General features: G+C 35.4%; 20 protein-coding genes and 4 pseudogenes. 1 reads left to right on the top strand and 23 read right to left on the bottom strand.

The window, feature by feature from the left end; translation table 11 throughout:
* Positions 1–8: 8 nt before the first annotated feature.
* From E4O00_RS04010 to E4O00_RS03920, 19 genes and pseudogenes are all read right to left on the bottom strand, one after another.
* Complete coding sequence (locus E4O00_RS04010; RefSeq protein WP_253678694.1) at positions 9–410, bottom strand: hypothetical protein; 402 nt, start codon at positions 408–410, stop codon at positions 9–11.
* A gap of 2 nt (positions 411–412) precedes the next feature.
* Positions 413–1,510, bottom strand: a complete 1,098-nt coding sequence (locus E4O00_RS04005) for a hypothetical protein (protein WP_253678693.1) — start codon at positions 1,508–1,510, stop codon at positions 413–415.
* Between the two features lie 10 nt (positions 1,511–1,520).
* Complete coding sequence (locus E4O00_RS04000) at positions 1,521–2,270, bottom strand: hypothetical protein (RefSeq protein ID WP_253678692.1); 750 nt, start codon at positions 2,268–2,270, stop codon at positions 1,521–1,523.
* Positions 2,271–2,289: 19 nt separating this feature from the next.
* Positions 2,290–2,688 carry a hypothetical protein gene (locus E4O00_RS03995; protein WP_253678691.1) on the bottom strand — a complete coding sequence of 133 codons (399 nt, stop codon included), beginning with the start codon at positions 2,686–2,688 and terminating at the stop codon, positions 2,290–2,292.
* Positions 2,689–2,789: 101 nt separating this feature from the next.
* Positions 2,790–3,182, bottom strand: coding sequence for a hypothetical protein (locus E4O00_RS03990; protein WP_253678690.1), 393 nt, complete (start codon positions 3,180–3,182; stop codon positions 2,790–2,792).
* A gap of 523 nt (positions 3,183–3,705) precedes the next feature.
* Positions 3,706–3,936: pseudogene (locus E4O00_RS14170) on the bottom strand (RHS repeat-associated core domain-containing protein); the annotation flags it as partial.
* Between the two features lie 217 nt (positions 3,937–4,153).
* Entirely contained in the window at positions 4,154–4,459 is a 306-nt protein-coding gene (locus tag E4O00_RS03980) for a hypothetical protein (protein ID WP_253678688.1), read from the bottom strand.
* A 529-nt stretch (positions 4,460–4,988) separates the two neighbouring features.
* Positions 4,989–5,930, bottom strand: a pseudogene (locus E4O00_RS14165) (RHS repeat domain-containing protein); the annotation flags it as partial.
* A 27-nt stretch (positions 5,931–5,957) separates the two neighbouring features.
* The gene (locus E4O00_RS03970) at positions 5,958–6,578 is read right to left on the bottom strand and encodes a hypothetical protein (protein WP_253678686.1); all 621 of its coding nucleotides are present in this window, start codon (positions 6,576–6,578) and stop codon (positions 5,958–5,960) included.
* Between the two features lie 540 nt (positions 6,579–7,118).
* Positions 7,119–7,679, bottom strand: a pseudogene (locus E4O00_RS14160) (RHS repeat domain-containing protein); the annotation flags it as partial.
* A 35-nt stretch (positions 7,680–7,714) separates the two neighbouring features.
* On the bottom strand, positions 7,715–8,044 hold the full coding sequence (locus E4O00_RS03960) for an integrase core domain-containing protein (protein ID WP_253677867.1): 330 nt from the start codon (positions 8,042–8,044) through the stop codon (positions 7,715–7,717).
* Entirely contained in the window at positions 8,001–8,588 is a 588-nt protein-coding gene (locus E4O00_RS03955; protein ID WP_253678684.1) for an IS3 family transposase, read from the bottom strand. Before E4O00_RS03955 ends, E4O00_RS03960 begins: the two co-directional genes overlap by 44 nt.
* Before the next feature lie 26 nt (positions 8,589–8,614).
* Complete coding sequence (locus E4O00_RS03950; RefSeq protein WP_210121237.1) at positions 8,615–8,893, bottom strand: transposase; 279 nt, start codon at positions 8,891–8,893, stop codon at positions 8,615–8,617.
* A 58-nt stretch (positions 8,894–8,951) separates the two neighbouring features.
* Positions 8,952–10,154, bottom strand: a pseudogene (locus E4O00_RS03945) (RHS repeat domain-containing protein); the annotation flags it as partial.
* 163 nt (positions 10,155–10,317) lie between these two features.
* Complete coding sequence (locus tag E4O00_RS03940) at positions 10,318–10,881, bottom strand: hypothetical protein (protein ID WP_253678683.1); 564 nt, start codon at positions 10,879–10,881, stop codon at positions 10,318–10,320.
* Complete coding sequence (locus E4O00_RS03935) at positions 10,862–15,364, bottom strand: toxin TcdB middle/N-terminal domain-containing protein (RefSeq protein ID WP_253678682.1); 4,503 nt, start codon at positions 15,362–15,364, stop codon at positions 10,862–10,864. The genes E4O00_RS03940 and E4O00_RS03935 overlap by 20 nt, the downstream gene beginning before the upstream one ends.
* Positions 15,348–17,423, bottom strand: coding sequence for a hypothetical protein (locus E4O00_RS03930; protein WP_253678681.1), 2,076 nt, complete (start codon positions 17,421–17,423; stop codon positions 15,348–15,350). The genes E4O00_RS03935 and E4O00_RS03930 overlap by 17 nt, the downstream gene beginning before the upstream one ends.
* A 91-nt stretch (positions 17,424–17,514) precedes the next feature.
* A complete protein-coding gene (locus tag E4O00_RS03925) occupies positions 17,515–18,432 on the bottom strand; it encodes a hypothetical protein (RefSeq protein WP_253678680.1) in 918 nt (305 codons plus the stop codon).
* A gap of 372 nt (positions 18,433–18,804) precedes the next feature.
* Positions 18,805–19,905 carry a SpvB/TcaC N-terminal domain-containing protein gene (locus E4O00_RS03920; RefSeq protein ID WP_253679631.1) on the bottom strand — a complete coding sequence of 367 codons (1,101 nt, stop codon included), beginning with the start codon at positions 19,903–19,905 and terminating at the stop codon, positions 18,805–18,807.
* Here E4O00_RS03920 and E4O00_RS03915 point away from each other — a divergent pair.
* Positions 19,904–20,071, top strand: coding sequence for a hypothetical protein (locus tag E4O00_RS03915; RefSeq protein WP_253679771.1), 168 nt, complete (start codon positions 19,904–19,906; stop codon positions 20,069–20,071). The genes E4O00_RS03920 and E4O00_RS03915 overlap by 2 nt on opposite strands.
* A 318-nt stretch (positions 20,072–20,389) precedes the next feature.
* Here the strand turns inward: E4O00_RS03915 and E4O00_RS03910 are convergent, their stop codons facing one another.
* The 4 genes from E4O00_RS03910 to E4O00_RS03895 all read right to left on the bottom strand — a co-directional run bounded on the left by E4O00_RS03910 (position 20,390) and on the right by E4O00_RS03895 (position 22,825).
* The gene (locus tag E4O00_RS03910) at positions 20,390–20,566 is read right to left on the bottom strand and encodes a hypothetical protein (RefSeq protein ID WP_253678670.1); all 177 of its coding nucleotides are present in this window, start codon (positions 20,564–20,566) and stop codon (positions 20,390–20,392) included.
* Between the two features lie 66 nt (positions 20,567–20,632).
* Positions 20,633–21,331: a hypothetical protein gene (locus tag E4O00_RS03905; protein ID WP_253678669.1), complete on the bottom strand. Its 699-nt coding sequence runs from the start codon at positions 21,329–21,331 to the stop codon at positions 20,633–20,635.
* 146 nt (positions 21,332–21,477) lie between these two features.
* Positions 21,478–21,912, bottom strand: coding sequence for a hypothetical protein (locus E4O00_RS03900; protein ID WP_253678679.1), 435 nt, complete (start codon positions 21,910–21,912; stop codon positions 21,478–21,480).
* A 46-nt stretch (positions 21,913–21,958) separates the two neighbouring features.
* Positions 21,959–22,825 carry an NADase-type glycan-binding domain-containing protein gene (locus E4O00_RS03895; RefSeq protein ID WP_253678678.1) on the bottom strand — a complete coding sequence of 289 codons (867 nt, stop codon included), beginning with the start codon at positions 22,823–22,825 and terminating at the stop codon, positions 21,959–21,961.
* Between the last annotated feature and the right edge of the window lie 15 nt (positions 22,826–22,840).

The raw sequence follows: 22,840 nt of genomic DNA, 5'->3' as shown, positions 1-22,840 counted from the left end.
ATATCCCTTTAAACAAGAAAAAAAGTTAAAACTATTGTAATTAAGCATAACAAAATCCATAATAAAGATAATGGAAAACAGAGCAACTGCATCATATTCAAAATAAAAAATTTTCGTTTTATCGATTTTATTTGTATTGAATCCTCTTTTGCATATTCCAGTTTTAAGCACCATCTTATAATAAATCTAGTTCTATCCCACGAAGATGATAGAAGACCGTCATTGTATACAGCGTTTTTGGAAAAAAATACATTTTCTTTTGTAGCCTCTTCATAAAATGAAACAGCAAGGCCACTACGATGAAAAGAGATCTGAACAAAAATGGCAAGAACCATCATCACTATTGTGGCGAGCCCTGGAAATATAAAAATCATAATTACAATTCCTTCTATAATTTTTACTTCTTCCATTTTTACACCTCCAGAGGTAATAAATTTTTATCTTTAAGATAATTTAGTAATCCATCAATATCTTTATTTTTTAAAAATTTTTGAATATCTTTGTAAATCTGTTTTATTTCTCTGTAGGATTTGCTAATATTTAGTTCAGAAGTTTTTTGTGTATAGGCCATCCATGTATGAGCTTCACCAGGTGAACCTCCAGGAATACCGATAGAAAAAGCACCTGCAATGGTGATACTTTGAATCTTTTCTGAAAAAGTTTTTGCAGTAGGGTTATAGCCAACTTCTAATCCAGCACCTGCAGTGCCCCAAAAACTAAAACTTCCTCCTCCAACTAATGAAAAACTTTCTATATCACTAAATTCCTCAGCAAAAGGAGCAACAGTAAATTCAATTCCAGATGAAACGCCTAAGCCTACATAAGCCCCGGTCTGATATATAGTATATGATCCAACAGAAATATCTTTTCCGTTTAAAGGAATTGATATAAATACACCTGTATTATTTGATACACCAGTACCTGCACCAGCTGTGTTTGAAAGTCCTAGCATTAAAATGAGTCTTCCATCCGGATCAGTATACTTCACCGGATTATTCCCTGCATAGTGATACACATGAAGGTTTACAACATTATACACCCCTCCCATTCCCGGCAAGTTTTCATTATGCTTTTTTGCTTCGTCATTTATCGGTGCTGTCTTTAGGGGAGGGAAGACACTTTTGTCAGATAAAACTTTCTTCCCTCCCCTATAACCCCTCCTATCTTCAAAATTGCTGCTTAAGGGCTCTGCCCTTAAGAATCCCAAACCTTTCTTAATATTGCACAAAATATAAAAATAAACGACTATCAACTCCGCCATGGACGGCGATGGTTCAAGCTTGCAAGTTTTGCATAAGCAAAACTTGCTATCAATATCCGTACAAGGAAGTACGGATGTTGATGATACAGCTCTTTTCAGGGCTCCGCTTTCGCTTCGGTATCTTTCCGCAGAAATTACTGCGGAAAGATGTACAGCAAAAGCAATTTTTATAAATTGCTTTTGCTCCCTTTCAATCGCTGTCCTGGGGAGATGGTTTGGCTGTGAATACAAATAAGGCTTTATTTTCATAATATTTTTCTCATGTAAGCACATCATCCGGCAAATGTGTTTTAAAATAATCCATGTATAGTTTTTTAAAAGCATCTAACTGCTCTTTAGACATTTTTTTTAATGCACCTGAGTTAATTATTTGAATCATTATTTTTTTTTGTTCTTCTTCTAAAGGCGAACTTTCAGTAAATGGAATGACCGGTTTATTTCTTTTAAATTTCTTCCAATTTTCTATTATGTGCTCCACATCACTAATATGCATAACCATACTTGACATTTTTAATAATGCAAAATTATTTTCAAAAAACAATCGTTTTTGTTGTCGACTGACATCCAAAACATCATTATAATAACAGAATCCCACACTAACAAGTTCATCCCAATATTTTTCAAGAGCATTTAATAACCGTATTTGAAATTTATTATGAAAATGATGATACAAACGTATTACAGAGTAAGAATTTGCTACTGCAGTCAATATCAACCATGAATTTTCTACTGCTTTTTTCATATACCACGACACCACATCCGATGTATAAACTTCTTCATATAAAATATAATCACTTAAAACTGATGGAAAAAACGCATTCGGTACTGCACGTGTAGTATATCCATCAACCATTACGATTGGCGTATCTTCCGTAACTTCCATCATTTTATCCGGAGCTTGTATTTTTTTTATAAAATTCTTCATAAAAACTATATTATGATTTTTCAACGGCCTTAATCTTTTTACAACTTCGTTATATGATCCGAATAATATGCTTGGTATTTTCATTTCAATATTCCTCCATAAATTATGGTGCAACAGCAGACACCACTGCTAAAGGAGGACACACTGCTGCTGTGGCAGCTGTCCTTAGAATTTTATATATGCCATATAGAGCCAGTCCTGTAACAGCTAAGGCTCTAACATTTGATGGCTTTGAATCAGGTACAGGAATCTTAGAATATAGAATAACACCTTGTTCAGGACTATGAAAAAAAACATTCGTATTATCATTCAGAGCAAAAAAACCTCTAGTACCTTTTGCATTGCTATCACCTAAATGCACGTTGCCTTCACCATATTTTTTTAATATGGATATGCACAACAAAGCTTGATTTTTTGCAAGTTTTGCTTCAATCGCTGTCCGAAAGAGATAACTAGGCTTTGGATAAATGCAAAGTTTTGTTTTTATAAGATTTTTTAACATTACCTAGATCACCCTTTATTTATGTCTTTTCTTTTTCATAGGTTTCTCCTATTATTACTTTATTTCCCATAAACATCTTCTCTTTATAAAAACAATGACAATTAATTTTTAGTTATTCTCTTAAAATGAAGTATCATTCCATTTTCAAAGAATAAATCTAATACATCGTGGTTCATGTATATAATATAAACATTATAGCATTTTTTTGAATCAATAAACTTAATCATTTTTTGTGATTCAAAATACTCACCAAAAAATTTATCAGTATTTACCTGTTCAATATTTCCATAATTATGGATGTTTTCTTTTTGAGAAAACAATAAATATAAATTTGAAACACTAGTTAGAATAACTTTATTCTCATTTGTTAGCTCCATATATATCTTTTCGTCCTGCAAACTATCGGAACAAACCCATACACTACATTTTTCTTTTTTACAAGAGAAAAAAGATATAAAAATAATAAAAAAAAATAAAAATATTTTATTCTTCATTTTTCCGCCAAAATATAATTTCCCCCATAAAATTTTTTTCACTAAATTTGTATGTCTGTCCATTTCGTTCATAATATATTGCTGTTCCAAAAATATTTTTCTTCACATCGGAAACTTCTGCAAATAATAATGATTCATATTCATCATTTATTTTAAAATTTTGAACAATCAAATCTCCTTTACGAACGTCATTTTTATTTATTTCAGTGCACTCATCTTGTAAAAGAGTATTCAAATTTGCCGTTTTACTCATTGAAGCTCCAATAGCTGCCGAAATCTCTTCATAACCATCATGTGATACATTATTGGGAAACAATATATATTCTTTATTTGCAAATACTTCGCCGCCTATGTCTGATTTTTTTGTATTTTTGACTGGAACAAATCCCAAAATCATGGAACCTTTATCTGTATACAAAAGGAAAACATCATATTCATACATTGTACTAGACTCGCCAAATGTTTTTTTTAACCTTCCAACATAGGTCTTTTCTATACCTCCATCAGAATTTTTTTGTAATCTTCCATCCGGATCAATATACTTCACCGGATTGTTGCCCGCATAATGATAAACATGAAGGTTTACAACATTAAACACACCGCCAAGTCCCGGCAAGTTTTCATTATGCTTTTTAGCCTCATCGTTGATTGGAGCTTTTGGTATGTAATCATTTAGTGCCGGGTCGCCTGACAGCCACCTCGAATATTTCGGGTCAAGATACCTCGCTCCATAGTAATACAGCCCTGTCTCCTCTTTTGAAAATATGCGGGCATCTCCTGCGTCGCACGGCAAAAAAGTGTCCTCGACGTATACCCGATACGCCTGCGGTACTTTTTTGCCTAACTCCTTGTATCTGCTCCGCCTATTTTCAAAAGGCCGGTCAGTGGGGAGGTTTAGTAATAACTTTCTTTTGGCGGACTGAGAAATGAAGTTGATGGGTAATTTCCAATTGCAATTGAATTTCATAATTCTAAAACCAACCTTTTTTCTTTTTTCCTCTATCTTCTTCAATCAAAAGCCCAGAAATAAATCCTAAAATTATCATACAAACATATGTTATTAATTTGGTTCCTAAAGAAACAATTAAATAACATGCTATGAATCTCAAAATAAATTCAGAAATTTCTTTAATTTTATATATTCGCTCTCTGAAATCTGTATCAGGATCATATATATACAAGTATTTGTTATTAAACGGACGTATTAACCATCTACCTAAGAAAAAAAAAGTAAAAATCAATAAACTACAATTTATTAGAACTAACAATATTTCCATAAATACCTCATCAATAATTTAAATTTTCCGTACATGTAATAATTGGCTTACCATCACTATCTTCTCTTTCACGTTTATATACATTGGTAGTTCGATTCCCAGAATTTATCACACCAGAACTATCACTTACAACTTCTAACTCTGTATTTGTTTCTATTTTCATTCCTGATTCATATTTAAACACATATTTAGAACCTGTATATGAACTAATTCCTGCCAAAATACCATTTATAATTTTCGCTATATTATTGCCATCAATTTGTTTCATTGTAAAAGCAATTAATATGGATGAAATTAAAGTATAACCCATATCTATTCCTACATTCATGTCATTAGCCAATTTTGTACCGGCTTCAGTATCCTTAATCAAAAAAGAAGAATTGATGGAATACTGTTCAAAAATCTTTCCATTATCCATATAACTTGTATAATTTATAGTAGTAGTATACTTATATGCATCAGTTTCTGCATTAGTTACAGTTATTTGAATAAAGGGTTCATCAATAGTGCCTTTACCAGACTGCTTAGTTTCTCTACCATCCGGATCAGTATACTTAACAGGATTATTTCCAGCATAATGATACACATGCAAGTTTACAACATTAAACACGCCTCCCATGCCCGGCAGGTTTTCATTGTGCTTTTTAGCTTCGTCATTTACCGGAGCTTGCGGAATATACTCACCCAGTGCCGGATCCCCTGACAACCACCTACTATACTTAGGATCAAGATATCTAGCACCATAATAGTACAGTCCGGTCTCCTCGTCAAGCTCCTTACCCGTGAAGCGGAAAGGTAACTTGTCCAACCCCGCAGCGACTTCTTCAATCCAGAGTTCGCCATACGGCGTGTACTCTATGTGTTCATATTGTTTACCTCGCCAGTCGGTTAAGAATTGTGCGCTTCCTAAGTGATCGCTGTGGTAGTAGTATCTCTTTGCCTTTTGTTCGTCGTTGTCGCCTTGGTTATCGGTGTGCGTCATCTCTTTTGAAAATATACGGGCATCTCCTGCGTCGCACGGCAAAAAAGTGTCCTCGACGTATACCCGATACGCCTGCGGTACTTTTTTGCCTAACTCCTTGTATCTGCTCCGCCTATTTTCAAAAGTCCTGTCAGTGGAGTTACTTAGTAAATTTAAAAGTTTAATCCCCGATATTTTGCCGAATGGCAAAACTCGAAGCTCAAAGGTGCCTAAGCAGCTTTGAGCGGCGGACTGCTGACACTTGTGTACTATCATAATTATGTAAAAGTACACAAATACCGGCATCGCGCTTGCTTCGAAGCTGCGCCTATCGGCTTGCTGCACCAATACCGCTCCAATCTTTTTGCTGTATTTATCTTCACAGGCAAGGCTCTTTCCTCCGGTCAGAGCTTGCTTTTTGTTTAAACACACCGCAAAAAGGATTTCTGCTTCAATCGCTGTCCGAAAGAGATAGTTGGGCTTTGGAAAAATGCAAGGTTTTGGTTTCATAATATTTTTAACACTTAGCTATTTTAACTAAATAGTTTTTGATTTTTCCTCCAAGTTTTTTATTTCAAAAAAAATATATGCCAAAAAAATATTTTCCTCATCAACATATAATAGAGCAGTTGCCTTTACATTAAACCTTTCTTTGTTAATTACCAAAAGCAAATCTTGATCAAAGCTACAGCAATTTTCATTGGGGATATCAAAAGCTGCAACTCCTACATCAAATCCTGAAAACCATACTATTTTTGCTTTATTTTTTTCTATAAACATATCAATATTTTCAAACTGCTTTATAAACTCTCGAGCATTCTTTCCATTACCAAATAAAAAAATTTGCTCTAAAGGCTGTTCTATTTCATTAGTTTTTTTATTTTCAGGTAAAGCGGTACAATCTAAAAATTTTTTAAATACAGCACCACCCCCATTAACGCCATCATAACAAAAAGAAATAGAGACTAATTTTTTATAAAAAATATCTTCATATTCTTCAGCAGATAAATCAAAGATTCTTGTATAAAAATTTGACATAAAATTTTCTATTCGTTTTTTATTATTATCATCCATTTCTATTTCAACACAACCATAGCAAAATAGCTGCAATAGGTGAAAAGATAATAATAAAATTACAAAAAATAGTATTTTTTTCATGTTACAATATCTCCTTTAATGTTTAATTTGAATTTCTTCATTGCGTCTGGCAGAAATTTCTTTATAATGTCTTCTCCACGCTTTCCATGCCTGATATCTACTAGTAGAATTATTCTCTTTTTTCCAATTTTCTTTCCATAATTTTTTGTATTCTTTGAATACAGTTCTTGTAAATGCATTACAATCATTTATCAGAATTTTATATTTTTGTTTTGCATTGTCATTATTATGTCTTCCATCTTCTAGTCTCACTCCAAACCTTTTCATATCCAAAACATTTTCAACAGCTTGCTTAGTAATGTTATCATCCATATTTGTATATTTTATGATATATTCATCATTTTTTGTTACTTCTCTCTTTAATATTCCTAATTTTTTTCCTAGTTGATGAATTAGTCCATACGAATCTCTAAATGACTTTAAACTGCCATAATCAATTAATGAATGCTTTGCAAAATCAAAATATTTCCCAAGAGCATGTCCCGAATCATATTTTGCATTTAATCCAGCATCTATCTGTCGCATAAGAATTGATGCATTCCCATCCGGATCGGTATACTTCACCGGATTATTCCCAGCATAATGGTACACGTGAAGATTGACGGTATTAAACACGCCTCCCATTCCCGGCAAGTTCTCATTATGCTTCTTCGCCTCATCGTTTATCGGTGCTTTGGGTATATAATCATTTAACGCCGGATCCCCGCTCAACCATCTACTGTATTTAGGGTCTAAGTACCTCGCCCCGTAATAATACAGCCCGGTCTCTTCGTCAAGCTCCTTACCCGTAAAGCGGAAAGGTAACTTGTCCAACCCCGCAGCAACTTCTTCAACCCAGAGTTCGCCATACGGCGTGTATTCAATATGCTCGTACTGCCTGCCTTTCCAGTCGGTTACAAATTGTGCACTTCCAAGGTGGTCTGAATGATAGTAGTACCGCTTTGCCTTTTGCTCATCGTTGTCTCCATTGTTATCCGTGTGCGTCATTGCAGTTACAAGCCTTGAGTTACCTACGAATATGTGTTTGTATACTCTTAAGCCTTGAGGGTTGTTTTGGTCTTGCGTCGGTATGTGTATCGTAAAGAAGTTTGAAAAAGTCAATAATAGTGCATACCCTAAATTCCCTAAAATATAGTTTAAGCTGCCGGTTTTGATAAACCGGTTTCAAACAGTTCCCGATAAATCGCAGGAGGATAACCTTTCGGATTCATTGTGGTAATCCTTCGTCGGTTGTAGTAGACAATAAACCTCCAGACGATTTTCTTTACTTCTTCCCTTTTCAATTTTGTTGTATCTATGCGGTATAGCTTCTCCTTCTTGAGTGTCGCAAAAAAGGATTCCATTCTCGCATTATCATAACATTTTCCCACACCGCTCATGCTTTGAATTGCATGACGGCGAGCCAACTCAAGTTTGTACGCCTCACTCGTGTATTGAGTAAGCATCACTGTGATGTATGAGCCCATCAGTAAACTTTCTTAATTCATATGCCTCCTTTAGAGCTTTTATACAAAGCTCTTTTTTCATGTTGTCGTCCATCGCTACTGCGATTATCTCTCCTGCAAAGCAGTCCATCATCGGTGCAATATACAGCTTTCCATCTTTGCACGGAACCTGCGTTATATCGGTCAGCCATTTCTTGTTAGGAGCGTCTGCGCTAAAGTCCCCTTTAAGAAGATTTTCAGGCCTTTGCGCCTTTCTGTCGGCTTTGGTAAGTCCATCAGGGCTTCTTCTGCTCTTATGAAGCAGATTCCCCTTCCTCATCGCTCTGATTATAGTCGAGCGAGAAACTTTTATGCCTCGCTGCTCAAGTGCTAATCGCATTCTCTGTATTCCATAATTATCGTTTTCAGGATCTTGTGAAAGAATCTTGTGTATTTCGACCAGAAGAAGTTGCCAGCGTTTCATCTTTGTACGGTTCCGTTTCCACTTGTAAAAACCCGTTTCGCTCACCTTTAGGGTTCTACACAGCTTTACAATTGACCACATTTTCTCTTTTGCATTTTCCAAAATGTAGCTGAATAACCCTTGCGTACTTACTTCTTCCGGTCTACGACGAAAAAACCGAGAGCGTCCTTGAGTATTTCGTTTGCTTTTTTCAGCTCCTGTATTTCTCGCTGCATGGCAAGCTCTCTCTCGTTTAACGGTGTTTTGTCCGATGCGATTCTCTCTTCCTTCGCCTTTCGGCTTCTCACCTTCCTCCACTCTGCAATCGTGTAATAACTGAGTCCCAGCTGTTCGGCTGCCTTTTTCACTCCTATCTCATCTGACAATAGCAGTGCCTGTTCCTTAAATTCTTTATTGTACTTGACCATATCTTCCCTTCCTTTATTTTTCGGGTTTTTAGGTCTGCACTTTTATGATAACGGTTCAGTTATTAAAGTATAAGGCTTCACTTCTTCCCTCGTCTGTGTATTTTAGGGCTCGCTGTCCGTCTTCTCCGTAGCGGTAGTGGACTGTGTAGTTTCTGTCGCTTGATTTGGTTAAGAGGTTTCGCTCGTTCCATGTGTAATTACGCCTGTAGGCAAATAGGTCTTGAGGGTTTGCTTGTTCCGTTTCTTTAGGTGCGTCAAGACCAAATCCGTAGTCGGCACCGTATACGTCTTCATTTTCAAAGTATGAGTATGTAAATACAAACTCTTCTTCGTCTGTGAATGGACCGTCTTTTTCGGCTGTTATGTTGCCGTTTGCGTCATAGCGGTAGTAACGGTTGCCGGCTTTTATTAAACGGTGTGCGTAGGCAGGGTCATACTCGTAATTTAAGCTATAATCAAGTTCAGCTTTGGGGTAAGAGTTTCCTTGTGCACCAGGTATGTTTGTGGTGCTTATCTTTTCTTTCATGTTTCCTATGCCATCAAAGGCAAAGGTTTGTTTATATTTTGCAATGCTTACAGGTGTTGCTCCAAAGCTTTTTTTAGCCTTGTATTGGTTACTTGTTCCTTCTACGCTTATAAGCTGATAAAGATTATCGTAAGAGTATGTTTGTTTTGTTTCATAAGTACTTGCATCATTATTATAGCCTAGGACGTTTCCTACAGGGTCGAATGAGTACTTTATTTTTTGAAAGACGTCTTGAGTTTGGTTATTCTTTGTTTCTATTGTATCTAACCAACGCCGCTTCTCATCGTATTTGTATCTTGTTTCTACTCCGTTTCCGTACTTTATATACACTCTTTGTGCGTGTTCATCATCTTTTGAAAATATGCGGGCATCTCCTGCGTCGCTACGTAAAAATAAATGCTCGACGTATACCCGATACGCCTCCGCTTTATTTTTACTAGGCTCCTTGTATCTGCTCCACCTATTTCCAAAAGGCATGTCAGTGGGGCTGTTTAGTAATAGTTTTGTTTTGGCGGACTGCTGCATTTTGTTTATTATTATCATGAAGAAAACAAAATGCAGCACCACGCTTTCCGCTCCAATCTTTTTGCTGTATTTGTTTTCACGGGCAAGGCTCTTCCCTCCGGTCAGAGCTTGCTTTTTGATTAAACAAACCTCAAAAAGGATTTCCGCTTCAATCGCTGTCCGAGAGATAAAATGGCCAAGTTGTAGATACAAATAAAAAGGGGCTTTCATCATTTTCTTTTCTTTTACATCCAAGTCTTCTATTTTTTTCTTCTGTCTGTGATGCAACATATTACTTTAATTGTTTACATTTTTTTATGACATGATCATAAACCTTCATTTTTTCATCCAAATTTTCCTATTTTATAATAATATTTGTTATTCCAATTCTAATTTAAAAAATATTATACTCTTTTTTAACATATTCATAACTATTGGGTAAATATAATGTTATTGTTGTAGAATACCCGTGTTCAATTAAAATTAAAAAGTCATAATTGTATTGGGCAGCAAAAAATATAGGAGATAAAAATTCATCTTTAGGTGTAAATATATCATAATTTTTATAAGATATACTATAGCTGTTATCATCATTTTTTATTAAATATTTATTAATAAAATCATCAAGGCTCATATTTTTATCGGCTATATCTGTAGATAACTTGTTGATATTTTTATCAACTTTATAATCAAAAAAATATCTTTTAGTATCTATTACCTCATATTTCATCTTTGTTTCATATAAAAAATAATAACCATCATAACAATAAACAATAATAACAGGAATAGTTGCATTATCTTTTTTTGAAATATTTTCCAAAAAATAGTTTTCAATTGTTATTCTATCAATGTTCTTTTCAAGACGTTTTTCAGTATTTTCTTCTGCAAAACAAAAAATAGATAATAAAAATAAACAATTTAGCATAAATATTTTATTATTAATGTGTAAGCCTTTCATTATACTTCAATTGCCTCCTTAATGCATTTTCTGTTATTGGATCATTAGAAAATTCTCCAACACCTATCGTTCTAGCTTCTTCTCGCGGATATTTATCATGGAATAAACCACCCTTAAATACGACCTCTCCAGACTTATATTTACCATCTTGAAATCCTGAAGTAATAAATGTATAGTCATCGGTGCTATTATCTCCAGTTCCATCCGCATAATGTAATCCATGAATAAGTTCATGTCCAAGTACAATTTCTGCTGGAGTATGTTTAGCTTTTTCTATATTTCCATTTTCGTCTCTTATAAAATAATCATTACTCAATTTTACATTAATTGAAAAATAAACAATTGAATCTGAACCTATACCTGGAGTCTCAGCTTTTTCTCTAGATTTTGGTGCTGTACCTATTGAACTATCATTCATTATTGTGACTGTATTTTTACTGACCTGCAAATTTCGTATCAATTTTGCTCCAGCAGAATTATTAGTACTGCTAGTCGTTACTATTCCTGTTCTCATATTTATCTTTACATTAGGATCAAGCTTTTTTAATACACTCATCACTTGATTTTTATAACTGTTGCTTCCAGCAATTCTTAATATTTTTCCATCCGGATCGGTATACTTTACCGGATTGTTGCCTGCATAATGATACACATGTAAATTTATCGTATTATATACTCCACCCACACCGGCAAGTTTATTCGGTTCTGTCCCAGGAGAAGGTATATACTCCCCTAACGCCGGATCGCCACTCAGCCACCTCGAATATTTCGGGTCAAGATACCTCGCTCCATAGTAGTATAAACCTGTCTCCTCGTCAAGCTCCTTACCCGTGAAGCGGAAAGGTAACTTGTCCAACCCCGCAGCGACTTCTTCAATCCAGAGTTCGCCATACGGCGTGTACTCTATGTGTTCATATTGTTTACCTCGCCAGTCGGTTACGAATTGTGTACTACCAAGGTGATCACTGTGGTAGTAGTATCTCTTTGCCTTTTGTTCGTCGTTATCTCCATGATTATCCGTATGTGTCATCGCTGTTACAAGGCGGCTGTTACCCACAAAGATGTGTTTGTGTAATCTTAAGCCTTGCGGGTTATTTTGGTCTTGTGTCGGGATATGTATCGTAAAGAAATTATTAAAATAAAGCGTTTCACTTCTTCCCTCGTCTGTGTATTTAAGAGCTCTCTGTCCGTCTTCGCCGTAGCGGTAGTGTACTGTGTAGTTTCTGTCGCTTGATTTGGTTAAGAGGTTGCGCTCGTTCCAAGTGTAGTTACGCCTGTAGGCAAATAGGTCTTGCGGGTTTGTTTGCTCGGTTTCTTTAGGAGCGTCAAGACCGAAGCCGTAGTCGGCACCGTATACGTCTTCATTTTCAAAGTATGAGTATGTAAATACAAACTCTTCTTCGTCTGTGAATGGACCGTCTTTTTCGGCTGTTATGTTGCCGTTTGCGTCATAGCGGTAATAACGGTTACCTGCTCTTATTAGGCGGTGTGCATAGGCAGGGTCATACTCGTAATTTAAACTATAGTCAAGTTCAGCTTTGGGGTAAGAGTTTCCTTGTGCACCGGGTATGTTTGTGGTGCTTAGTTTTTCTTTCATGTTTCCTATGCCATCAAAGGCAAAGGTTTGTTTATATTTTGCAATGCTTACAGGGGTTGATCCAAAGCTTTTTTTGGTTTTGTATTGGTTACTTGTTCCTTCTACGTTTATAAGCTGGTAAAGATTATCGTATTTATATTCCTGTTTTGTTTCGTAAGTGCTTGCGTCATTATTATAGCCTAGGACGTTTCCTACTGCATCAAAGTTATATTTTATTTTTTGGAAAACGTCTTGAGTCTGGTTATTCTTTGTTTCTATTGTATCTAACCAACGCCGTTTTTCATCGTATTTGTATCTTGTTTCTACTCCGTTTCCGTATTTGATGTAGACTCGCTGTGCGTGTTCGTCATATAGGATTTTATCGACATAGGAGTATTCTGCCTTTCCTTTGTTTGTAGTCTTTACTCCGCTAACGCCCCTCAGCTGTCCGCCTTTGTCGTAAGAGTAAGTTATTGTTTCTCCGTCGGGGTACTTCATGCTTTGCATTCTGCCAAGGTAATCGGAGCGGTATTCAAAGCTTGCAGTTTCAGGACTGCTTCCTGCTCCGTAGCGGTTTATGGTTCTTGTTTCGCTTACTACCTCGTTTAAGTTTCCGTAAGTATAGTGCATTTCTCCCGTTTCATCTTTTTTGTAAATTATCTGACCTGCACCTTTTTGTTCAGGCTCTCCGTATTCGTATTCGATATCAATGCTAAAAGGATAGTCAGTCTTTATTATGCGGTCAAAGCCATCATACTCGTATCTTATTTCGGCTGCCTTGTTTTTTAATACCGAATCGGTTTCCGCCTGTAATCTTCCTTTCTCATCGTAAATCCATTCTTTTTTGCCGGTGTCCTTGCTTTCTAATGCGGTTCTTCTTCCAAGCAAGTCATAACTTACCGATAAAAGGTTTTCGTTTGCGTCATATGCTCTAAGCATTTCACCTAATACGGAGTATTCGTATTTTGCCTTGGTAAGAAGAGTGTTGTTTTTATCTTGCCTCTGTACTTCCCGTATGTTTCCTCTTGCATCTTTTTTACTTATGTTTATGTTTTCTAGCGGGTCAGTTGCCTTTGTTATTTGAAGCGAAGCGTCTATCGAGTATTCATTTCTTTGTGTGTGTCCGTCAGGCAAAACCGTTAATATGTTTCGGTCTATGTCGTCATACTCGTATTTTGTTCCGTTTCTTATCGTTGTAAAATCGTTAAGCTCATAAAACGCTTCAAGGGCTTCATAAGAATTTTTATTTACCAGTTCTTGTTCTAAGTTCCCTCCGTAAAAGAAGGGCATTCCTTCTTCTATCTTTCGTCCTGCTTCATCATAGTTTATTGCACTTGAAATATTCCAGCCTGTTTGGGTCTGCTCATCGGTTCCGTCTACGTATACTTCTCCTTCTTTTGCTGTATAGCTTATGCGTCCTAAGCCGTCGTGGGTTACTATTGTTTTCATAACCGCCGTATCTTCGGCTTCGGTGCTTATTTTGTTTTCTGTTACGGTGTACCAAAAGGAAGATGATGGAGTAATGTATGTGTATTTTGCGTAAGGAGTTTCACTTGTGTCGTAGGGGCTGCGTACTTCGGTTACTCGCCCAAAGTTGTCATAACTGTAGCTCATTGTATTGTTTGCGGCATCCGTTTCTTTTAGTTTTACTCCTAAAATACGATCCCATTCTATTTTACTTGTGTAAGATTTATCTCCTTTAGAGCTTATCTCTTTTATTTCGATAGGATATATGCCGTCAAGGTATTTGTATTCGGCTCTTTTACCTGTCGGGCTTGTTATTGCCTTTATGTTTCCTTCATCTGTCCATTCTATGCGGTTTACAAGATATGCTCCATGCGACGTGTATTGTTTTAATTCTGTTAAAGCTCCTGTTCTGCTGTCGTATGCACCCTCCCGTTTACGTAAGAGAGTTCCGGTCTTTCCGTGTAAGACCTGTATTTTTTCGGGGTGTGCTTTAAAGTACTTATCTTCACTAGCCTCCTTCCAATATGTTATTTCTGCTATGATGTCATCGTTTGTGTTTGTTACGTCTCCCTTGTCGTAGAGTTTTGTTACGTTGCCGTATTTGTCGTACTCGTATTCGCTTTCCGTTTTTATTTCACTGTAGTTTTCTCGTATTGTGTTTACTTCTTTTTTTATTCTTGCATGGGGGGCTGTGTCTACCTCGTATTCTTTTATTGAGTAGATGGTGCTTCCGTTTTGTACTATCTCGCGTTTTACCATGCCTTTTCGATAGTAAGAGTCGATATAATATTCCGTTTCTGTTACCTTGCCTACGGCGTTTTTACTTCTTACCGTTTTAAAACCATAGAATTCTTTTTCTATTCTATTATAATAGCCGTCTTCGTAGGTGTAGTAGGTTCTGTATTCTTGGCTGTTACCTGTTTTATTTTTTAATCCCGATTTGGCAGTTACTTCACTTAATACGTATTTACTTTGTGGAAGCTCTACCGTGTTTCCTACCCTCTCATATTTTAATTCGTAGCTTCCGCCTTGGGGTAACTTTATCTTTTTTAATAAGCCTACCTTGCCTAAAAGATTACGCTGGACGTAAAGTTTATTATCTCCTCCTATGTTAAATACTCTGTCTATTAATCCGTCTCCGTCTATGTCGAATAATCTTAAGCTTACCTCAGACTCGCTGTAGTTTCCGTTACCTCCGCCTGAAAAGTTTGCGACTATAGATACGGGAGGCCATACTAGAAATCCTATTTGTCCCGATAAGCTGCCTGTGATTCCTATGCTCCTGCTTGTATTAAACTCAATAGAAGAAGGAGTCTTTAAGAGTTCTTTTATTCTTTCTTTTGAAAAAGTCCTATCTATACTTTGCCTGTTATATGGGATTTGTATTACCTCAGATTTATCTGCAATAGCATCGATACTGTTTTCAAAAAAAATCGGCATATTCGTTGACTTGAAAAGTTCCTATGGTAACGGTTTTTTCTTCAGCTGAAAAACCTCTCCCCGTATTTATTCTTATTTTATAATTTCCGTTTTCTCCGGTACTCAACTTATCGGGAAGGCCGTCACCGTTTAAGTCGGTTAAAATTTCTTCGGTTGTAGTACGGCTTATATTGGCACTAAGCCCGAAACTTACTCCTCCGGAAAAAATAGAATATGTTGCATTAAGACCGCCTCCTATACTTCCTCCGCCGCTTTCTACTCTTCCGGAGGATATTAAGCCGTTTTTCCATCTACCTGCTCTTTTAAATTCATCCCCCAGATTTAAGCTTGTATCCCCCTTATTTTGATAATCGGGAAGTCCGTCGCCGTTTACATCTATTAAGCCGCCTTCTTGACTTTGACTACCTTTGGAATAATTAATGCCGGCATTGCCCGAAACACTGCAAGATGTATCACCGGATGGGGCAACAGTTACGCTTTTGATCTTTGCCTTACTATCCATAATGGTATTTAAAGAACCTGAAAGACCTACCCCCGTGCCGAATACTTTTGAAGAGTTTGTATTTGAACTTAAACCGGCTCCCATTAATCTTCTTTCATTACTAAAATGAAGATTTTCTTGTCCATCCTGAACATAAAGATTCCCATTCTCCGTTTTTAATATATCGGGATATCCGTCTCCGTTTATATCCTGATAGCCTTGCGTTTGTCCGCTTGTACCGGAATTATAACCCACACTGACATTTACGTTACCTGCTGAAGCTCCTATATTTCTGTCAAAACTTTCACTTACTGTTTTACTTAAAGCAAACGATACTCCTCCTGCTTCCTGCACCCAAGGAAGTGCCTTATAGGCTGCACCCGTTATTCTGCTTGCGTAAATTATATTATCATCAATATAAGAAGCATAATGGTTTACTTCGCTTTTTATTTTCCCTTCTCTGTCAAAACCGTTATTTACATGAACAGATACAGAGCCGAGCAAACTCTTATCGCTAAATGTAAAATCGCTGTTATTTTCTACCTCAGGGGCTTGTCCGCTTTTATCCCTAAAAGCATGATATGTTTCTATTGGAATATAACCGCCAAGCTTTCCTTCGCTTATCTTTTTGTTTACTTCATTTTTTATATCTTTTTCACTACTATCTTCATTTTTATTTTTTTCCGCATCTATTTCTCCTTTAACTCTATCTCTTTCTTTCTTTACATCTTCTTCGCTTTTTCCTTCATATTCATTAACCTCAAAAAGTTTATTCTCACTGAATTTTTGCTCTCCATACCTTGAATATAATCCGTAGTACCACAGATTTGCTCCTCCATAAAGCCTTTCATACCGGCTTATTTTTTCCAAACCTTTTTCACTCTCATATATTCCGCTTTCGTAGTTTTCGTTTCCTTCATATTTTTTTATTTCTTCATATTCTATAACAAACTGTCCGTCTTTTATCTTGGCAACTTCTATCTCTCCGTTTTTTACAGGATACAAACTGCTTGAAGGATATTCTATTATAAGTTCTACTTTTTCATAATAATAACTTTCCAAATATTCTAAAAAGTTTTTTACTTCTTCTTTTGCTAAGTTTTCTCTTTTTGTCTTATACTCTTTTTTTAACCCGTCATATTCAAAATATGCAAAATCGTATTTATACCCTTCATATATTTTTAAACTTTTTATTAACTTCTCTTTCTCTTCTTCCGATATATCTCTTTTTATTTGATATCTTAGTTCATAATCGGCTTCAATTCTTTCAAAATATTCTTTTCCTATTTTTTCGGCTTCTTCTTCTGTAAATATACATATTTCTCTTAATCGTCTTTCTCCGGACGATATGCTTTCTTTTATATATATCTTTCCTTCTTTTCTTACATCAATTAAAGCTTCAATTATCCCCAGTACACTTTCTTCTTCTACATCATTTTTTATCTTATATCCGTCTTCATATCTTTCATACAATTCTTTTATTTTTACATATTTCCCTTTTTTAAAGGCTAGTCTTTCTTTTATTCTTTCATAAACTTCACCACTCAATATTTCTATACGGTTTAATCTATAATCCAAATCTTTTTGTATTACTTCAACTATTCCCTTCTCATACTCTTTTTCGCTTATTACACAGCCTATATGTTTATTAATAAGGTTTATATACGATTCATATCCCGCTTTTTTCTTTTCTCTTCAATAATACTTTTATGTTCTTAGTTTTTTTATCTACAATTACCTTAGCTTCTTCATTTTTTATTCCTTGTTCATATAATTTATATACCCCTTCTTTTCTTATCTCGTATTCTTTCCCTCTTATCTTTCCTACCAATATCTTTTCTTCCGATTCATATCCACCCTTTCTTTGCTCCCTTTCATTATTCTCCGACACTTTTAATATATCACGATAATATTTATCTCCGTTCTCATAAAATAAAGGATATCTTAATTTTTCGCTATCTTTATATCCTGTCAAGTTTTTTAAAGTTTGATTATCTGCCTGCGATATAAATTGACTCATTTCATATTGATTTAAATTTCCATTCTTGTCCCCTGTGTGAATATACTCTTTAAATCCTCCGTCATATTTTATTATGTTTTCAATACCGCTTTTATTCCCGTATTTTTCGTACAGCTTTTCAAACTCTCCTTTTTTTATTTCCTTGCCTATATATCCGTAATACCTTAAAGAAAGGGCTTTTTCGATCGCTTTCTCATCTATCAATGAAAGATAATCACTCTTTAAACTCCAAATACTTCTTTTCTTTGTGTTAAAATCCTCATCAGCATCTTCGTCTTCTATGAGTTCTTCATCATATAAATTTATGATTTCTTTTTCAGGCTCGTTATATGTTTTATTTGGAAAAAGATACTGTATATTTCTTCCAAGTAATTCATCCCTCATATACTTCTTATATTCAATCTTTATTGAAGCTTCTATTCCCGCTCCTATTTTAACCCTGTTATCCGTCTCACTTACAAAATATATATACTCCCCTCTTCTTATATCCGTTTCAAACTCATAAGTTTTTTTATCTGTGCATTCATAAAGTTTTTCGCTGTCAGCGTCTCTTTTACTCCTATACACACATAATTTTGTATCATCTGATTTTTTTACATCTATACTTATAAGAACTATTCCGCTTACAGGACTTCTCCAAGATTTTATTCCTTCCTGAAAATAATGGGCTTTTTCTATTTCTCTTTTTTCAGCTTCACTAATCTTGATACTTCCATTCTTTGCTCCCTTAAATCCTACTCCTTCTTTAAAACCTCGCCCTTGTTCATTTTCATAGTACTTTCCGTTCGATATAAAATCTATAAACCCATCACGGTTTACATCGCTGATTCGCTTTTACTTGTTCCTGAACTCCCCTGTTTTGTTAATCCTATATTTGCTCCTAATTCTTTTCCGCTTATATCTACTCTCCCTCCTATAGTCCAATTGCTGTCCTCATTTTCACTTAAAAAAAAAGCCTTCCAATGCACCAAAATCAAAATCTCGTCTTTCTGTATATATTATTTCTTCTTTTTCATTTCTTTTACCCTCATATAATCTTAATATTCCTTTTTCCCATTCAACTATATCCGCTAAACCATCTCCAGTTAAGTCTACAAAACTCCTTTTACTGTAACCGTATCCGCTGCCGGATGAGCCTGTTATTCCCCCGGTTATTGTTAAGTAATTACCTATATTTATCCTGCCTCCGGCCGATCCTGAACTACCCCCGGATATATGTACGCTCTCTGCTATACTTCCTCTTTTTGCCCAAGCTTCGCTTTCTCCAAAAGCTCTTATACTTCCATCTCTTTCTTTTTCCGCTTGTTCATATTCAAAATTATATGCGTACCGCCCTTCTTCTTTGCCTTGCCCCCTTACTTCTATACTCTCTAATATGCTTTCTAAAAAGGTATTCGCTTTATACTTAAACTCATATCTTTTTACTTCTTCCCCTCTAACTTCACTTTTTATTTCTCTTATCCTCTTACTTTCTTTCTTTAAATATCTTCCTCTCCCGTCTACTCTCTCATCTTCTCTTCCTTCATACTCTATCTTTATTCTTCGCTCTCTTTCTTTTCCATATACTATCTCTTTTAATAATACTTCTTCTCCTTCTTCATCTTTCTGTTTTTCATACCTATACTCTATTATGTTTCCAAAGCTGTCTTTTTTTTCATCCAAGTAATATATGTATTTTCTTCCTTCACTTTCTCCGCTCCAATTCTTCGCTCCGTATATTTTTACGCTTCCGTCCTTTTCTTTTATTTCAAAATAATTTTCGCTACCTCTGCCTTCAGCCCAATCATTCCTTATTGCAGCATAACTTTGCTTTCTCTCTTCTTTCCACTTCCCTCCTTCATGCCTTACCTTTATTCCGTTTATTAAATAAATATCTTTGCCGTTATATAAAGGTAAGCCGAGTCTTGTGTCTATGCTTATGCTTTCTATCCCGCTTAAACTAAAGCCTTTACCCAATAACCCGTACCCGCTTCCGCTTGAATAGCTTACCGAGAGTTCAGGCGTAAAGCCTCTTACTCCGCCCGGAACTTGAAGCCTCATGTTAAATGATGCGCTTCCTTCACTTCCTCCCTTTAAGCCTTCTATGCTTTCTATCCTGCCTACTGCATCGGCGGCTTTTAACTCTTTTATGCTGTTTAAGTTTATACTTACAGGACTAGGCGATTCAGGTAAGCTTAATGTCCCGTTTATCATATCCGTAAAATGATCTGTGTAAGATTCTATTACCTTCTTTTCTGTATCTACTCCCTTTCGCTTTAATGCTTCCCAACTTTTTTTCTTCTTATCATAATAATACGTATATACCTCTTGCGCATATTCTTCTTCTATTCGATCATCATATGCCATCTTTACAAGGCACTCTTTTTTAAATTTAATACCTGCAGGTTCAAACCTGTATCCTCCTAAGCCTGCCGTTACATTTTTTACTTCCCCTTCTTCTACCCTTATTAATCTGCTTATCTTTATTTCAACTTCTTTTCCAAGGCTCCTTTAGGTACTTCAAATATTACTCCCCCAGCTTCAATTACTCCTCCTTGCCTATTACCTTGCTTACCAATAAGATAGAGTTCTTGATTTTTATTTGCCCGGCATTTGCATCTTGCGCATATAAGTTTACAGGAAGTACTCCTACCGTCATATATACTATAAATAATATTATCGAAATGCTTTTTTCTTTTATTCCTTCCATTATCTTTTTCATTTACTTTTATCTCCACTCTTTTTATAAGACTTTATTTAAAATCTCTTTCTTTACCGCTTTAAACCTTTACTTTACCTTGTATTCTATCCAAACAAAATCATCGGGAAATTTATCCTTCGCTGATACTACTCCTATTAACCCGGCATCCCCTTCTCCAAGTAAATATTCACTTGAATCGTTTATCGTATATGACGGGCTTCCGGAATAACTTTCATCGTTAAAATATATTTCTATTTTTTTCCCTTCTTTCTTTACGCTTATAATGTTTTCTATTCCATATCCTTTATTTAATTTTTCGCTTTCTTTTTTCCACTCTATGTGTTTGTATAACCCGTCTACTACATACCCGACAGAATACTTTCCGTCTACATGTATCAATATTACAAGCATACTATACTTTTTCTGTCCCGCTTCAGTTTTTGTACTGTAGCATACTAATCCGTATCCCGCTTCACTTGCTCCTTCTTTTTTTATTAGCTTTATACTCGGAGCTTTTTTATCTATTTCTTTTCCTAAAAATTTCCATAAAGTATAACCCCGCACGCCCCAGTATTTTCCATTGTTTGTTTTTAATATTATTTTTTCTCCTTCCTTTTTAAATAGTTTATCTTCAAACGGATTTGTCCCGTCTTCCCCGCCTTCTTCTTTTTCTATTTCATTGCCCTCTTCAAAGGCTCCGCTTTCTCCTTCATACATGGGATTATGCGGATTAACACAACTGAATAACAAAAAAACTATTATAAATACACTTCCTATTTTCTTCATTCTTTATCTCCTTCTATGTATTTTTTATATAGCCTTAATAGCCTTTCTCCGCGTCTTTCTTTCTGCCCTTTTTCTCGGTGTAAATACGGTACTATGTAGACTCTTTTGAAAATATACACGCCGTCTGCGGCGTCGCTTCAAAAAAATTAATCCTCAACGTACATAAAGTACGCCTGCGGTACTTTTTTGCCTAACTCCTTGTACTTACCTCGCCTATTTTCAAAAGCCATTGTTTTTCCGCTTCCTACCGTAAGCGGAAAAACCTCCGATAAGTGGCAGCTTATAAAATTTAAAAGTTTAGCCTCCGATGTTTTGCCGAATGGCAAAACTCGAAGCTCAAAGGTGCGTGAGCAACTTTGAGCGGCGGACTGCTGCATTTTGTTTATTATTATCATGAAGAAAACAAAATGCAGCACCGCGCTTTTCAGGGCTCCGCTATCGCTTCGGTATCTTTCCGCAGAAATTACTGCGGAAAGATGTACAGCAAAAGCAATTTTGATAAATTGCTTTTGCTCCCTTTCAATCGCTGTCCGAGAAGATGTGAGGTAGTTTAATTGTTTCAATACACAGTTATTTTTCATATTATTCTAACTCTTTTCCTACAACTATTATCGGTTCATCATACTATTACAATTTACGTCCTACATAACTCCATATTTTACTTATACATAAGTCTGAATATCTTTCTCCTTTGTACACATCAAGAATAGTAATTGTAATTATTTTATCACTTATAAATTCTTTGAAACGTAATACTTGGGGGTTAGGAGTATCTTTTAAATCAAAGAAATACTCCTTTAAAATATTCTTTTGAGTATTACTTAATGTTACCTTTATCTTTTTAGGTCTTGCATTATCCTTATATAAATGAGACTTATTATAAGAAATAAATCCTGAACAAAGCATTAGAATAACATCATGCTTAGAATCTTCGTATTCAACTCTTTCATCTCTATCATTATAGCCTTTATATAATCTATCAATTATAATGGATTCGTTTATACCATTATTAGGAGCCGCCCAAAGTTCATCTATTTTCTTTGATACAATATTTTTTGCAGAATATTTAATATCACCTTCCATTACCTCCTTTGTTGCATATATTGATTCATCTTTATTTATCCAATCATGCGTATAAAATCCTTCCATATTGTTAAGCAGACTAATACCTGATTGATAAACATATCCGTCTTTCTCATAAAAAGCACAAAAATTCTTATTGTATAAAAATAAATATGTTTTAGGCTTTTTACTATTAAATATTGTTATAAAAGGAACTCCGCTTTTATATTCCAGCTTATAATCATAAATAGTTTTCTGGTTTGCTTCGTCTTTATCCAAATCATAAAAAAGTACCTTATTATTTTTTAAGAAAGTCATCGATAATGGCGGTGAAATAGCATATGTATAGCCTGCAGGAACTTCTGCTCCATATACCAAGCTACCTAATACAATAAAACATAATGTAATAAAAGACACAATCTTTTTTTTCATTCATTTTCTCCTTAA

It is taken from the genome of Treponema sp. OMZ 788, assembly GCF_024181245.1.
Taxonomy (GTDB): domain Bacteria; phylum Spirochaetota; class Spirochaetia; order Treponematales; family Treponemataceae; genus Treponema_B.
Note: the sequence above shows the minus strand (reverse complement) of the source record. Positions and strands in the feature narration are given on the sequence as shown.

Excerpts from the sequence above, each read along its gene's own strand:
- E4O00_RS03920 (WP_253679631.1), bottom strand. The coding sequence starts at position 19,905 with ATGAGGCTTCAAGTTCCGGGCGGAGTAAGAGGCTTTACGCCTGAACTC.
- E4O00_RS03980 (WP_253678688.1), bottom strand. The coding sequence starts at position 4,459 with ATGGAAATATTGTTAGTTCTAATAAATTGTAGTTTATTGATTTTTACT.
- E4O00_RS03900 (WP_253678679.1), bottom strand. The coding sequence starts at position 21,912 with ATGAAAAATAACTGTGTATTGAAACAATTAAACTACCTCACATCTTCT.
- E4O00_RS03990 (WP_253678690.1), bottom strand. The coding sequence starts at position 3,182 with ATGAAGAATAAAATATTTTTATTTTTTTTTATTATTTTTATATCTTTT.
- E4O00_RS04010 (WP_253678694.1), bottom strand. The coding sequence starts at position 410 with ATGGAAGAAGTAAAAATTATAGAAGGAATTGTAATTATGATTTTTATA.
- E4O00_RS03905 (WP_253678669.1), bottom strand. The coding sequence starts at position 21,331 with ATGAAGAAAATAGGAAGTGTATTTATAATAGTTTTTTTGTTATTCAGT.
- E4O00_RS03935 (WP_253678682.1), bottom strand. The coding sequence starts at position 15,364 with ATGCCGATTTTTTTTGAAAACAGTATCGATGCTATTGCAGATAAATCT.
- E4O00_RS03995 (WP_253678691.1), bottom strand. The coding sequence starts at position 2,688 with ATGTTAAAAAATCTTATAAAAACAAAACTTTGCATTTATCCAAAGCCT.
- E4O00_RS04005 (WP_253678693.1), bottom strand. The coding sequence starts at position 1,510 with ATGAAAATAAAGCCTTATTTGTATTCACAGCCAAACCATCTCCCCAGG.
- E4O00_RS03940 (WP_253678683.1), bottom strand. The coding sequence starts at position 10,881 with ATGAAAGGCTTACACATTAATAATAAAATATTTATGCTAAATTGTTTA.
- E4O00_RS03895 (WP_253678678.1), bottom strand. The coding sequence starts at position 22,825 with ATGAAAAAAAAGATTGTGTCTTTTATTACATTATGTTTTATTGTATTA.
- E4O00_RS03915 (WP_253679771.1), top strand. The coding sequence starts at position 19,904 with ATGTTAAATGATGCGCTTCCTTCACTTCCTCCCTTTAAGCCTTCTATG.
- E4O00_RS03970 (WP_253678686.1), bottom strand. The coding sequence starts at position 6,578 with ATGAAAAAAATACTATTTTTTGTAATTTTATTATTATCTTTTCACCTA.
- E4O00_RS04000 (WP_253678692.1), bottom strand. The coding sequence starts at position 2,270 with ATGAAAATACCAAGCATATTATTCGGATCATATAACGAAGTTGTAAAA.
- E4O00_RS03960 (WP_253677867.1), bottom strand. The coding sequence starts at position 8,044 with ATGGGCTCATACATCACAGTGATGCTTACTCAATACACGAGTGAGGCG.
- E4O00_RS03950 (WP_210121237.1), bottom strand. The coding sequence starts at position 8,893 with ATGGTCAAGTACAATAAAGAATTTAAGGAACAGGCACTGCTATTGTCA.
- E4O00_RS03910 (WP_253678670.1), bottom strand. The coding sequence starts at position 20,566 with ATGAAAAAGATAATGGAAGGAATAAAAGAAAAAAGCATTTCGATAATA.